Source organism: Pseudomonas sp. NPDC077186 (genome assembly GCF_044543505.1).
Taxonomy (GTDB): Bacteria; Pseudomonadota; Gammaproteobacteria; order Pseudomonadales; family Pseudomonadaceae; genus Aquipseudomonas.
On sequence record NZ_JBITWE010000004.1, the window covers coordinates 415,287 to 428,149 of the forward strand.

The 12,863-nt window shown below is 67.8% G+C and carries 9 protein-coding genes and 1 tRNA gene; 1 reads left to right on the forward strand and 9 read right to left on the reverse strand.

Annotated elements, in window-relative coordinates:
* Nucleotides 1-77: 77 nt before the first annotated feature.
* Nucleotides 78-167, reverse strand: a tRNA-Ser gene (locus ACIGKL_RS17475).
* Between the two features lie 94 nt (nucleotides 168-261).
* Nucleotides 262-480 (reverse strand): hypothetical protein, encoded by a 219-nt coding sequence (locus tag ACIGKL_RS17480; RefSeq protein ID WP_021444924.1) that lies wholly within the window; start codon nucleotides 478-480, stop codon nucleotides 262-264.
* Between the two features lie 186 nt (nucleotides 481-666).
* Between ACIGKL_RS17480 and ACIGKL_RS17485 the strand changes: the two genes are divergently transcribed.
* Nucleotides 667-1,356, forward strand: a complete 690-nt coding sequence (locus tag ACIGKL_RS17485) for a crotonase/enoyl-CoA hydratase family protein (RefSeq protein ID WP_397487740.1) — start codon at nucleotides 667-669, stop codon at nucleotides 1,354-1,356.
* 263 nt (nucleotides 1,357-1,619) lie between these two features.
* On the opposite strand, the gene nahK is transcribed toward ACIGKL_RS17485, so the two are convergent.
* From nahK to ACIGKL_RS17520, 7 genes are all read right to left on the reverse strand, one after another.
* Complete coding sequence (gene nahK / locus ACIGKL_RS17490; RefSeq protein WP_397487741.1) at nucleotides 1,620-4,265, reverse strand: hybrid sensor histidine kinase/response regulator NahK/ErcS'; 2,646 nt, start codon at nucleotides 4,263-4,265, stop codon at nucleotides 1,620-1,622.
* Nucleotides 4,204-5,358 carry a nitric oxide-sensing protein NosP gene (gene nosP, locus ACIGKL_RS17495; protein ID WP_397487742.1) on the reverse strand — a complete coding sequence of 385 codons (1,155 nt, stop codon included), beginning with the start codon at nucleotides 5,356-5,358 and terminating at the stop codon, nucleotides 4,204-4,206. The genes nahK and nosP overlap by 62 nt, the downstream gene beginning before the upstream one ends.
* A gap of 268 nt (nucleotides 5,359-5,626) precedes the next feature.
* On the reverse strand, nucleotides 5,627-6,811 hold the full coding sequence (locus ACIGKL_RS17500) for a porin (RefSeq protein ID WP_397487743.1): 1,185 nt from the start codon (nucleotides 6,809-6,811) through the stop codon (nucleotides 5,627-5,629).
* A gap of 286 nt (nucleotides 6,812-7,097) precedes the next feature.
* Nucleotides 7,098-9,485: a pyrroloquinoline quinone biosynthesis protein PqqF gene (gene pqqF, locus ACIGKL_RS17505; protein ID WP_397487744.1), complete on the reverse strand. Its 2,388-nt coding sequence runs from the start codon at nucleotides 9,483-9,485 to the stop codon at nucleotides 7,098-7,100.
* Between the two features lie 118 nt (nucleotides 9,486-9,603).
* The gene (locus tag ACIGKL_RS17510; protein ID WP_397487745.1) at nucleotides 9,604-10,398 is read right to left on the reverse strand and encodes a transglutaminase domain-containing protein; all 795 of its coding nucleotides are present in this window, start codon (nucleotides 10,396-10,398) and stop codon (nucleotides 9,604-9,606) included.
* Nucleotides 10,395-11,345 carry an alpha-E domain-containing protein gene (locus ACIGKL_RS17515; RefSeq protein ID WP_397487746.1) on the reverse strand — a complete coding sequence of 317 codons (951 nt, stop codon included), beginning with the start codon at nucleotides 11,343-11,345 and terminating at the stop codon, nucleotides 10,395-10,397. The genes ACIGKL_RS17510 and ACIGKL_RS17515 overlap by 4 nt, the downstream gene beginning before the upstream one ends.
* 2 nt (nucleotides 11,346-11,347) lie before the next feature.
* Nucleotides 11,348-12,757, reverse strand: a complete 1,410-nt coding sequence (locus ACIGKL_RS17520) for a circularly permuted type 2 ATP-grasp protein (protein ID WP_397487747.1) — start codon at nucleotides 12,755-12,757, stop codon at nucleotides 11,348-11,350.
* Between the last annotated feature and the right edge of the window lie 106 nt (nucleotides 12,758-12,863).

The following is a 12,863-nucleotide window of genomic DNA, read 5'->3' on the forward strand; positions in this document are numbered from 1 at the left end:
GTTCGACACCCGCCGAAAGCCAGCAAGCAAAAAGCCCCGAAAGCTTGTGAGCTTTCGGGGCTTTAGTATTGCGAAAGTGGCGGTGAAGAAGAGATTCGAACTCTTGATACGGTTTCCCGTATACACACTTTCCAGGCGTGCTCCTTCAACCACTCGGACACTTCACCGGATCTCGACGTTTTTGCGTGTAGCCCGTCGAGGCGCGCTAATGTAGTCGAATGTTTTCCCGATGGCAAATTTTTTTTCAGAAGATTCATGCGCTTAAGAGCAGGACGGGTCTTCGCCGCGGCGCTCGCCGAGCAGCTCGTCGAAGCGCATGTGGCCGAACAGCAGAAAACCCAGGGAGATGAACAGGCCTACGGCGAACAGGGCCAGCACGCCGAGCGGGTTGTGCAGCTGCGGTCGCTCGCCGATCAGCACCGAGACCAGCAGCAGGACGAGCGCCGCGGCGACGCAGAGGATGGATGACAACAGGTTCATGGGCGACTCCTTCGATTCGCCGCCCACTCTAGTTGCCGCCCCGAACCCTCGGCCAATTGCCATCGGCCATCGCTGCAATAGGCGAAATCGCTGACCCGCCGGTCAGCCGCGGCGCTTTACCGGAGCGGTGCGGCTGAGTACCTTCTGCCCACATTCAGCCCCGCGGCCTTAATAAGGAAAACTGCCATGAGCGACCTGATCAGCTACCAACTCGAAGACGGCATCGCCACCCTGACCCTGAGCAACGGCAAGGTCAACGCCATCTCCCCTGACGTGATCGCCGCCTTCAATGCCGCGCTGGACCGCGCCGAGCAGGATCGCGCCATCGTCGTCGTCACCGGCCAGCCGGGCATCCTCTCCGGCGGCTACGACCTCAAGGTGATGACCTCCGGCCCGCAGAACGCGATCAACCTGGTGGCGGCCGGCTCGACCCTGGCGCGGCGCATGCTCGCCCACCCCTACCCGATCATCGTCGCCTGCCCGGGCCATGCAGTGGCCAAGGGCGCCTTCATCCTGCTGTCGGCCGACTACCGGATCGGCGTCGAGGGGCCGTTCAATATCGGCCTGAACGAGGTGCAGATCGGCATGACCATGCACCACGTCGGCATCGAGCTGGCCCGCGACCGCCTGCGCAAGTCGGCCTTCCACCGCTCGGTGATCAACGGCGAGATGTTCGATCCGCAGGGCGCGGTGGACGCCGGCTTCCTCGACAAGGTGGTGCCGGCCGAGCAATTGCTGGCCACCGCCCAGGCCGTGGCCCAGCAGATGAAGAAGATCAACATGACCGCGCACAAGAACACCAAGCTCAAGGTGCGCAAGGCCCTGCTGGAAACCCTGGACGCGGCCATCGCGCTGGACAAGCAGCACCTGGTCTGAGACCTCCGTCGCTTCGGAGCCTGGTCTGGGCCGGCAATGCCGCTCACTTAAGCATCGCGCAGACACGATCAGCCCCCTCGCCCCTCTGCGGGCCGCGTTCGGAGAGGGGAACACTGGCAGTTTCGCGGCGTTTTCAGCCCTCTCCCCCAACCCCTCTCCCATAAATGGGAGAGGGAAGCAGAGCGCGCGGCCCTATGTGAACGGTGCTATGGCCTGGTACCGGGCTTGAGGGTGCCCCCGGATTGCGAGCGAAACGCCTGTGCCTAGGCGCCCAAGCCGCCGCGCTCGAGCAGATGACTCATCGCCGCCTTCAGCTTCATCGGCCGTACCGGCTTGTGCAGCAGGCTGTGGCCGAGTTCGCGCATCTGCTGCTTGAGCTCGTTGCTGTAGTTGGCGGTGATCATCAGCGCCGGTAGCGCGGCGCTGCGCCGGGCGTTGATCTGCGCCACCGCGTCGACGCCGTTGCGTTCGTCGTCGAGGTGGTAGTCGGCGATCAGCAGGTCGGCCTCGGCGTGGTAGTTGTCCACCTGGCGCGCCAGGTCTTCCTCCGACAACGCCGTGACCACCCGGCAGCCCCAGCCTTCGAGCAATGTGCGCATGCCGGCACAGATCGCCGCGTCGTTATCCAGCACCCACACCCGTGCGCCGGCGAGGCGTTCGAGCAACTGATCCGGGCTGTCGTGCAGCGCCCGCGCCTTGGGCGCCAGGCGGGTCAGCGGCACCTCGACGGCGAACATCGAGCCCCTGCCCGGCTGCGAGGCCACGCGGATGCGGTGGCCGAGCATGCGCGCGATCTTGTCGACTATGGCCAGGCCTAGGCCGAGGCCGCGGTCCTGCTTGCGCTGCAGCGTGTCGCCGCGCTTGAACTCCTGGAATATCTCGCCGAGCTTGTCCTGGGCGATGCCGATACCGCTGTCCCAGACTTCGATGGATAGGCTGTTGCCGCGCCGCCGGCAGCCGAGCAGGATGCGCCCGCTGGCGGTGTAGCGGATGGCGTTGCTCAAGAAATTGCGCAGGATCCGCGCCAGCAGCTGCACGTCGCTGCGCACCAGCGCCGCGCTGGGCAGGTAGTCCAGGCGCAGGCCCTCGCTGCCGGCGATCTGGTGGTATTCGGCGGCCAGGTTCTCCAGCAGCTCGCTGACGGCGAACGGCGCGATATCCGGCTTGATCACCCCGGCATCCAGTTTGGAGATATCGACCAGGGTGCCGAGCAGGCTCTCGACGTCCTCCAGCGAGTTGCTGACATTGCGCACCAGCGGCGCGCAGCCGGACAGGTCGTCCTTCTCCAGCAGCGCGCTGGTGAACAGCCGCGCGGCATTGAGCGGCTGCAGCAGGTCGTGGCTGACCGCGGCGAGAAACTTGGTCTTGGACAGGTTGGCCTGCTCCGCCTCGCCCTTGGCCTCGCGCAGGCGCGCTGCCATCTGCGTGCGTTCGTCGATCTCGCGGCGCAGCTGCTCGTTGACCGTGGTCAGCTCGGCGGTGCGCTCGCGCACGCGCTGCTCCAGGTGCTGGTAGGCCTGGTGCAGCGCCTCGGCGGTACGCCGGCGCTCGGTGATGTCGCGGATCAGCACGAAGATGCCGACCACCTCGCCGCTGGCCTGGCGGTTGGGCACGTAGGAACGCAGCATGTAGCGCTCCTGGCCGCTGTGATTGGTTTCGGCGAACTCGAAGGTCACGCTCTCGCCGGACAGCGCCCGCTCGACATAGGGTTCCAGGCGCCGGCAATGTTCCTCGCTGTGCACCTCGCGCAGGCTCTGGCCGAGCATGGCGCTGCGCGGCCAGCAGTACCACTCCTCGTAGACCTTGTTGGTGAACTCGTAGACCAGATCGGCCGACAGGTAGGCGATCAGCGCGGGCACGTGGTCGGTGATCAGGCGGATCCAGCGCTCGCTGTCGCTCAGCGCCTGGGCCTGGCGGTGGCGCTCGGTGATGTCGGTGAAGGTGTTGACGAAGCCGCCGGTGGGCAACGGGTGGGTGCGCACCTCGAGCATGCGCCCGTCGAACAGGCGCACCTCGACCTGGCGCAGCGGCTTGCCGGCGATGTCGCGACTGGCCGGGGTCAGCGGCTCCAGCTCGCTCTCGGCCATCACCTCGGCGAAGGGCCGATGCGCGTTGATCGGCGCCAGACCGCAGAGTTCGAGAAAGCGGTGGTTCCACAGCTCCAACGCGCCCTCGGCGTTGACCATGGCCATGCCCTGGGACAGGTTGTCCACCGCGCGCTGCAGCAGGCGCGATTTCTGCGCCAGCGCCTGTTCGCGGCGCAGCGCCTCACTCTGCTTGACCTCGGTGATGTCGGTGTAGAGGATCACCAGCCCGCCCTCGCGGGTCGGCCGCTCGCTGACCTGCACCCAGCGCCCGTCCTGCAGGCGGAACAGGCTCGGCTCGCCCTCCTTGCCCAGCTGCGCCTCCACCACCAGGCCGGTGCTGCGACTCAGGCGCTTGATCTCCTCTAGCCGCGTGCCGGTGCCGATGCGCGCCCGGCTGCGCGCCCATAGCGCCTTGAAGCGGCTGTTGAACAGGACGATGCGCTGGCGGTCGTCGAACAGCACGAAGGCGTCGGAGATGCTCTCGATGGCGTCGATCAGGTGCTGGTGGGCGGTCTCGGCGCGCAATCGCGCATCGCTGAGCAGCTGGTTGCTGGATTTCAGTTCGGCCATCGCCTGGTTCAGCGCGTCGGTGCGCTCGCGCACCTGCTCGGCCAGCACCACCGAGTGCTGGAAGGCGGCGTAGGCGTCGTCGCCACGGGAGTGGATCGACTCCACCCGCTCGATCAGCGCGGCGTTGATCCGCTTGAGCTTGGCGTTCTCGCCTTCCAGCGCGGCCAGGCGCGCCTGCAGTTCGGCGCCATCAGCCGCGACCAGGGCGGCCGATGGCGACTCCGGTGAAGGTCTGGTTGATGTGCATGCCATTGAACTGCTCTCCGTAGGAGTTGAAGCCGATCACCCGCTGTTGGCGCAGGAAGGCCGACACTGGCAGGCTGCCGCCGTCGTTCTCGATCTCCAGGCGGCGCAGGAAGCAGTCGCAGCCGATGGTCAGCAGCGGCGGACCGAGACGCTGTTCGAGGCCGGCGAACAGTTGCTCGAGGTTCGGCAGCAGCGGGCCGGGACGCATGGCGGTGAGGACGATGCCGTTCTCCACCGCGCAGTAGAAACTCAGGCTGAGGTCGTCGTGGACCCGCTGGATCGAGCGCACGTAGTAGTGATCGCTGATGCGCACCGCCAGCGGGTAGGCGGCGAACACCCGATGATCCAGGGCATCGAGCGGCACGCCGATCAGCTCGGCGTATTCCTGCGCGGCCGGCGCGGCGTTGAGCTCGTAGACCCGCCGGCTGGCGCTGTCGGCGCGGGTGACCACCAGCTTCTCGGCGCGGGGCTGGATGTGGTGGGTGCTGAATACCTCGAAGTCCAGCCAGGTGTTGAACAGCACCACCACCGCGGCGCCGCTGTGGAAGCGCCCGCCATGATAGACGTGGGTGTGGGTCAGGTGGTTGTCGTCGCCGGCCGAGCCACCGAAGTGCGGGATGCTGCCCAGCGCCGCGCTGAGCGCGCCGAGCACCAGCTCCTCGCGGCTGGACAGACCGTCGAGCAGGGTCAGGGCGAAGCTGTGGCCCTTGATCGAGGCCAGCTCGTTGCTGCGGCAGTCACGCACCAGGCCGTCCACCAGTTGCTGCGCATCGAGCAGGTTGAAGCGCTCCATCTCGTCGATCAGCGCGCTGGCGATGGAGAAGCAGCGCAGGTCGAAGCCCAGCGCCACCACGCAGCCGCGGCCGTAGCCCTGCGGGGTGATCTCGCCGGCGCTGGTGCAGCCGACCAGGCTGACGCCGCCGAAGTGCTGCTCCAGGGCCCGGCCGAGGGCTTCGAGGTCGTACTCGGCCGAGCAGAAGAACAGCACGAAGCCGAGGTAGGGATGGATCAGCTGGCGCGCCAGCTCCTGGGCGGCCTGCTCCACATCCTTCGTGCTGGAGACGGCGCTGAGCACGCCCTCCGACTGTTCCATGGCCATAACACGCCCCAATACACCTGCTGGATATGGGGGAATTCTACGAAGCAGACGGCGCGCGCCCCATGCTACTTGAGTACTGGGTCGGGCCTTCCTAGGTAGCGCCTGGATGAAATCCGCTAGCCCGTAGGGCGGACATGCCACCAGGCTTGTCCGCCAAATCGCCGGTGGACAAGGCTTCGCCATGTCCACCCTACGCTGCCCAGCGAACGAACGTGGCAAAAAAAGACCGGGCAGAGGTCGCCCCCTGCCCGGCCCTGTGCAACGGTGCTTACCAGCTGAGCACGGCGCCCACGGCGAAGGTGTCGGTGTCCTCGTTCAGGCCGCTGCCCTCGGCGGCGTCGATCTCGTACTGGTTGTACTCGGCCACCAGCTTGAGGTTGTCGTTGATGGTGCGGAAGTAGGCCAGACCGCGGGTCTCGTAGTCGGCCGCCACGCCCAGGCCGTTGCCGTCGTCCTCGGTCTTGCCGTAGGACAGCGCCACGCGGTTCTTGCCCCAGGTGTAGGAGCCCTGCAGCAGGTAGCCGTCGCTGTCGATGTCGCGCAGGGTCGGCTCGCCCAGGTTATTGGTGAAGAAGGGGTTGATGCCCTTGGCCTGGAAGCCCGAGCCGGTCAGCGAGAGGCCGCCGAACTTGGCCTGTACGCCGTAGCCGAGGCCCTTGGAGGTGACGGTATCGACGCTGTCGTCGGTGTTTTCCGAGGTCTGGTAGGCGCCGTTGACCCAGGTGTAGATGGTCGAGCCGCCGAGGTCGAACTGGTAGCTGACCTCCGATTCGAAGCGCGGCTCTTCCTGATAGGCCTTGCCCACGGCGCTGTCGTCGTTGGTGTCCACTGGGTCCATGATGCCCACCGCGACGCGCAGGCCCTCGGCCAGGTGGTTGTTGCGGTAGGTGATCTGCGAAGTGGGGAACGGATAGGGGTAGCCGGTGCCGATATTGCCGAAGGACACGCCGGTGCCGTCGACCAGGCCGAGGGTGTCGGAGACGTTGCCATAGCCGGCCAGTAGTTCGTCGAGGAAGATGTTGGAGCGCGAGAACAGGCCGAAGTCCTTGCCCACCAGCACCTCGCCCCACTCCGGGTTGGCCACGGTGCCGTAGAACTGGCGCACGTCGATGGCGGTGTCGGTGCCGTTCTGCTCGCTGTCGTTGATGGTCACCCAGAACGAGGAACGCCCGCCGAGCTTGAGATCGTCGATCTGCTTGCCGAAGTTGAAGCCGATCCAGTTGGGCAGAAAGCCCATCTTCACCCGCGACTGGCGGCGGTCGAACTGCTCGCCTTCGCGATCCACGTCGCTGTTGACGTAGAAGGCGTTGATATAGCCGTCGGTGGAGAAGGTGGTGTCGTCCTGGTCGTACAGGACGATCTCGGCGGCGGCCTGCTGGGCGCCGGCCAGGGCGACGGCCGCAGTCAAGGCAAGGGGCAGAAACCGGGGGTTGGCGATCTTCTTGTTGTGCATAACGCTCTCCGCTTGAGTGGCGACCGCCAGGGCAGTCGGGTCGGAGGCGATTATCGAAAGGTAGCGGCGGCGGCCATACGCTGCCTTGGCAGCGTTTGCCCGCTGCTTTGGCGCGCCCTGCCCGGCTTGCCCCGGGCGGCCCGCGACCGACCCGCTACCGGTAGCGGGCGAAAGGTCGTAGTACCGGGTAATCCTTGGACGTAGAGGGGCATGGCGCGTCCATCCCGTAGGGTGCGCTGCGCGCACCACAGGCCGTCGAGAAATCAAGAGGGAAGAAAAAACGCGCTTAGGCGTGCGGCCCGGGCCCACTGGCCAGTACGCGCCAGTTGCCGGTTTGCAACAACTGCGCGTAGGCCGCCTGCAGCTCGTCCGGCGTCAGCTCGACCAGCGCCTGGCGCAGCCGTTGCGGGTGCGCCTCGTTCAGTCCGGCCAGTTGCAGCTGCCACAGCTGTTCGGCGCGCGCCACATTGCTCTTGGGCGCTCGCAGGGCCTGCGCCAGATCAAAGCGGCAGCCGGCGAACTCCTCCACGGGCAGCGCGGCGATGCACCGGCGCTGTTGATCGAGAAAGCTGCGGATATGCTCGAAGATTCCGGCCGCATCGCACACCGGCGACTGCAGGGCGAACAGCAGCGCGCGCACGCCCTGCACCTGGCGGTAGCCGGCAAACAGCGCATAGCCCAGTTGCAGCTCGCCGCGCAGGCGGCGATAGAAGCCGCCCTGCAGCAGTTGACCGAGCATGCGCCAGGCCGCCTCGCTGCGCGGATCGACATCCACCAGCGGACACAGCAGCACCAGCGCCGCATCGCCGCCCGGCTGCTCCAGCTCGCGCCAGATCAGCGCTTGGTTTGGCGCCGCCGGCGGCTGCCCGCCGGGCAAGGGCTCGACCGCGGCGAACAGCGCGTCGAGCTGCGCCCGCTCGCTCTGCCCTAGGCCGACGCTGAGTCCCTGCAGGCCGCAGCCGTTTCGGGCGCCGACCTGCTCCGGCAACCGCTGCAGCAACCGGCGCAGCAGCAGGCCCTCCGCCATCGGCTCGGTTGTCTCGGTCGCAGGCAGCAGCAACAGCGGCAACAGCCGCGCGCTGCAGCCCGGCAGCAGGGCCGCGGCGCCGTGCAGCGCCAGGCTCCAGCCGCCCGCCTGCACCTCAAGCTGCAGGACGACGCCCAGGCGTTCACAGCTGCGTTGCAGATCGGCGATACGCGCCTGCAACTCGGGCAAGGCGGGCTGACCGGCCATTTCGCCACGCCAGTGCAGCGCGGCCGGCCCGCCGGCGGCCGCGCCGGGGTAATGACGCAGGCGAGCGAGCGGCAGAATGGGCGACACCACCTCGGGCAAGGTCAGCAGCGCCTCGCCCGGCACCAGGCGCCCGCTGAGCCGCGGCGCGGGCAACTCGCGCGGCGGCAATGCGGCCAGCGGCAGCGCCAGGCCGGTGGCCGGCCACGGAGGTCGCGCCTGGTTGTCGCACGCCAGCTCGATCAGCCCGGCGCCACCGGCCAGCTGGGCGAGCAAGGCATCGAGCGTCTGCAGCAGGCGGGCGTCGTCCGGCTCGGCTTCGGCGTCCTGCAGGCTACGCGCCAAGGCCAGAGGCCCCATGCCGAACCGGCGCAAGGCCTGGGCCTGACGCCAGTCGGCCAGACGCGCCGGCCAGAGCGGATCCGCCCGCACCTGGCGCAGCCAGCCCTGCAGCTCGGCGATCAGCACAGCGCCCTGCTCCGCGCCGGTGCCGACGCAGTCCAGGCGCAGCAGGCACTGCCCGGCATGCCGGTACAGCACACGCGCCTGCAGCTGCCGGCAGAGCTGGGCCGTGCGCAGATCGGCGAGCAGCCCGCCAGGCGCCGGCTCCTGCAGCACGTCCAGCAGCAGCTCCAGCGCCGCTGCCAGGTCGGGCTCGGTCAGCTGCACGGCATAGCCCAGGTACAGGCCTGCGCTAGCGTGCTGCAGCGCCAGGCGCGGCGTCCGCAGCGGCAGCATGGGCGGCGGCGTTTCGCCCGCCGCCGCCTCGCCCGCCGGCAGCTCCTCCAGCAGAGATCGACCAATATCCAGCAGTTCTGCCGGCGACTGCGGCCCCACCAGCGTCAGGCGCATGTTGCCGGCCTGGTAATGGCGGCGGTGATAGCCGTGCAGCGCCTGCTGAAAGGCGGCCTGCTCGACGGCCAGGCTGGCGCGATCGCCGGCGAGGAAGTCGCCACAGCGATGCCCCGCCGCCAACGCCTGGCCCAGGGCGTGATCGATGTGGCTGTCGGCGTCGGCGCTGCGCGCCTGGTATTCGGCCTGCAGCACCTCGCGCTCGCGCAGCTGCGCCGCGCTGTCCAGCAGCGGCCGGCACAGCATGTCGAACAGGCGCGCCAGCGCCGGCCGCAGGCGCTCGGCCGGCAGCTCGCAGACGAAATCGGTATGACGCGCCTGGGTCGAGGCGTTGATCTGGCCGCCGCAGCCCTGCACATAGGCCATCAGCCCCTGCTCCACGCCGTAGTCGCGGCTGCCGAGAAACAGCAGGTGCTCGAGAAAATGCGCCAGCCCCGGATAGGCGGCAGGCTCGTCGTGGCTGCCCGCCGCCACCCGCAGGCAGATACCCACCCGCTCGGCCCAAGGCTGCTGCGCCACGTCCAGGGTGGCGCCATTGCTCAGGCGCAGACGGTGGCGGCCGGCGGAGAAAGAAGGTGAAACGCCATGCATCGCAGCTACTCGGGGCAGTCCGCGCCCAGAGTCGCCCCGGCGTGAAGCGCCGGCAATGCTGCTTTCGCCCGGTCCGACCGGCACTTTGGTCGTAGGGGCGAGTCATCCCGCAACGCGGCTACTGCTGTTGCACCTGCAGCGGCGCCACCTGCACCAGCGCGTGCATCTGCTCGCCGCCACCGCCGCGGCGCATGCCGCGCACCGGGCAGGCGTCGAGGTAATCCAGGCCGACCGCCAGCTTGAGGTGGCGCTCAGGCCGGGCCAGGCAGTTGGTCACATCGAAGCTGTACCAGGCGCCGTCCAGCCAGGCCTCGGCCCAGGCGTGGCTGGCCAGGTGCGCGGCGTTGTCGGTGTACAGGTAGCCGGACACGTAGCGCGCCGGCACGCCCAGGCTGCGTGCGCAGGCGAGGAAGGCGTGGGTATGGTCCTGGCAGACGCCGCGGCGCCCGGCGAAGGCTTCGGCGGCGCTGGTGTCGACCGCGGTGATCCCCGGCTGGTAGGCGATATGGGCGTTGAGCGCGTGCATCAGCTCGATCAGCGCGTTGCGGTCGCTGCGCGCCTTGCACTGCTGGCTGGCGAACTCGCGCAGGGCGTCGTCGGCCTCGGTCAGGCGGGTGAAACGCAGGAACGGCAGCGCCGACTGGCGTTCGTGTTCGGCCTCGCGCGCCTCGTCGATATCGACCTGGCCGCGGGCGCCGATGACGATGGCCTCGTGCGGCTCGTCGAGGGTCAGCACATGGAGGATATTGCCGTAGGGGTCGAGCTGCGCGCGCACCGGGCGCGGCAGGTCGAGCTGCCAGCTGAGCACCTGCTGGCGCTCACTGTCGTGGGGGGTCAGGCGCAGGTACTGGATGCTCGCGCGTACCTGGTCGTCGTAGCGGTAGGTAGTGTCGTGGCTGATCGAGAGTCTCATGCGACCTCCAGGTAGGACGTGTGAATGGTGTTGCCCAACTGGCGTACCAGCAGGATGAAGTCGGTGAGCCAGGCATGCAGGCCTTCGTCGAGCACTTCGTCGATGCCGGTGTAGCGCAGCCGCGCATCCAGCTCGGCGGCCAGGCGCTGCGCCGAGCGGCCGTTGTCGCCGGGCAGGCCGGCGAGCATCAGGTTGAGTTCCTCCATGCAGGCGCGCAGCGAACGCGGCACCTCGTGGCGCAGCAGCAGTAGTTCGGCGACCTTGCGCGTGCGCGGCGAACCACGGTAGATCTCGGCGAAAGCCTCGGACGAGGACAGCGCGCGCAGCAGCGCATTCCACTGGTAGTAGCTGCGCGCGGTGCGTTCTTCCAGCTCGTCGATCTCCTCGCCGAGCATCTCGTAGCGCGCATCGAGCAGGCGCAGGGTGTTGTCGGCGCGCTCGATGAAGGTGCCCAGGCGAATGAAGCGATAGGCCTCGCCGCGCATGATGGTGCCGAAGGTGGCGCCGCGGAACAGGTGCGAGCGCTCCTTGACCCACTCGCAGAAGCGGCTGATGCCGTAGCGGCCCAGGCCCTGCTCGGCGATGCCGCGCATTTCCAGCCAGGTGGCGTTGATGTTCTCCCACATGTCCGCGGTGATCCGCCCGCGCACCGCATGAGCGTTGGCGCGCGCGGCCTGCAGGCAGCAGTAGATGCTCGCCGGGTTGCTCGCGTCGAGGGCGAAGAAGTGCAGCATGCGCTCGGCATGCAGCGGGCCGTGACACTCCAGGTAGGCGTCCAGGGTGCCGGTGATCAGCAGCGGCATGGCCAGTTCATCCAGACCGTCGCCGCGGCCGTCCTGCGGCATCAACGACAGCGAGTAGCTGACGTCGAGCATGCGTGCGAGGTTCTCGGCGCGCTCCAGGTAGCGCGACATCCAGTACAGATCGGAGGCAGTTCTCGACAGCATGATCAGTCCTCCACCACCCAGGTGTCCTTGGTCCCGCCGCCCTGCGACGAATTGACCACCAGCGAGCCTTCGCGCAGCGCCACGCGAGTCAGGCCACCGGGCACCAGGCGGGTTTCGCGACCGGACAGGACGAACGGGCGCAGGTCGATATGGCGCGGGGCGATGCCGCGCTCGACGAAGGTCGGGCAGGTCGACAGGCTCAGCGTCGGCTGGGCGATATAGGCCTCGGGCTTGGCCATCAGCCGTGCGCGGAAGGCCTCGATCTCGGCCTTGCTCGCCGCCGGCCCGACCAGCATGCCGTAGCCGCCGGAACCCTGGGTTTCCTTGACCACCAGCTCGGGCAGGTGGGCCAGCACGTGGGACAGTTCCTCCGGCTTGCGGCACTGCCAGGTCGGCACGTTGTTCAGGATCGGTTCCTCGTCCAGGTAGAAGCGGATCATGTCGCCGACGTAGGGGTAGACCGACTTGTCGTCGGCCACCCCGGTGCCGATGGCGTTGGCCAGCACCACATTGCGCGAGCGGTAGGCGGCCAGCAGGCCGGGCACGCCGAGCATGGAATCGGGGTTGAAGGCCAGCGGGTCGAGGAAGGCGTCGTCGAGGCGACGGTAGATCACGTCTACCTGCTTGGCCCCTGCGGTAGTGCGCATATACACCTTGTCGTCGCGGACGAACAGGTCGGCGCCCTCCACCAACTCCACCCCCATCTCGCGGGCGAGGAAGGCGTGCTCGAAATAGGCGCTGTTGAAGCGCCCCGGGGTCAGCACCACCACCGTGGGGGTGTCCAGCGCACTGGAGCTCTTCAGGGTGTCGAGCAACAGATTCGGGTAGTGATCCACCGGCGCCACGCGCTGCGCGGCGAACAGCTCGGGGAACAGGCGCATCATCATCTTGCGGTCTTCGAGCATGTAGCTGACGCCGCTGGGGGTACGCAGGTTGTCCTCCAGCACGTAGTAGCTGCCGTCGCCGTCGCGCACCAGATCCACGCCGGCGATATGCGCATAGATGTCGCGGTGCAGGTCGAGGCCCTGCATGGCCATCTGGTAACCCTCGTTGGCCAGCACCTGCTCGGCGGGAATGATGCCGGCCTTGATGATGCGCTGGTCGTGGTAGAGGTCGGCGAGGAACAGGTTGAGCGCCTGCACGCGCTGGATGCAGCCGCGCTCGACCATGCGCCATTCGCTCATCGGTATGCTGCGCGGGACGATGTCGAAGGGGATCAGGCGCTCGGTGCCCTGATCGTCGCCATAGAGGGTGAAGGTGATGCCGGCACGGTGGAACAGCAGGTCGGCTTCGCGTCGGCGCTGGGCCAGCAGATCGTCCAGCGTTTCTGCCAGCCAGCGGGCAAATTCGCGGTAGTGCGGGCGGACAGCGCCGCTCGCGTCGTACATCTCGTCATAAAAGGTGCGGGCCATGCCGTACTCCTTGTCACCCGGACTTGCAGGGAGCTTTGCAAGGCCCGAGCCAGCACGGTAATTCCTTTTATTTCAATGCCTTGATAAAAATTCCCGAGACCTACGC

Coding starts and splice junctions, on each gene's coding strand:
- nahK (WP_397487741.1), bottom strand. CDS start 4,265: ATGGCATGCACATCAACCAGACCTTCACCGGAGTCGCCATCGGCCGCC.
- ACIGKL_RS17520 (WP_397487747.1), bottom strand. CDS start 12,757: ATGGCCCGCACCTTTTATGACGAGATGTACGACGCGAGCGGCGCTGTC.
- nosP (WP_397487742.1), bottom strand. CDS start 5,358: ATGGCCATGGAACAGTCGGAGGGCGTGCTCAGCGCCGTCTCCAGCACG.
- ACIGKL_RS17485 (WP_397487740.1), top strand. CDS start 667: ATGAGCGACCTGATCAGCTACCAACTCGAAGACGGCATCGCCACCCTG.
- ACIGKL_RS17510 (WP_397487745.1), bottom strand. CDS start 10,398: ATGAGACTCTCGATCAGCCACGACACTACCTACCGCTACGACGACCAG.
- pqqF (WP_397487744.1), bottom strand. CDS start 9,485: ATGCATGGCGTTTCACCTTCTTTCTCCGCCGGCCGCCACCGTCTGCGC.
- ACIGKL_RS17515 (WP_397487746.1), bottom strand. CDS start 11,345: ATGCTGTCGAGAACTGCCTCCGATCTGTACTGGATGTCGCGCTACCTG.
- ACIGKL_RS17480 (WP_021444924.1), bottom strand. CDS start 480: ATGAACCTGTTGTCATCCATCCTCTGCGTCGCCGCGGCGCTCGTCCTG.
- ACIGKL_RS17500 (WP_397487743.1), bottom strand. CDS start 6,811: ATGCACAACAAGAAGATCGCCAACCCCCGGTTTCTGCCCCTTGCCTTG.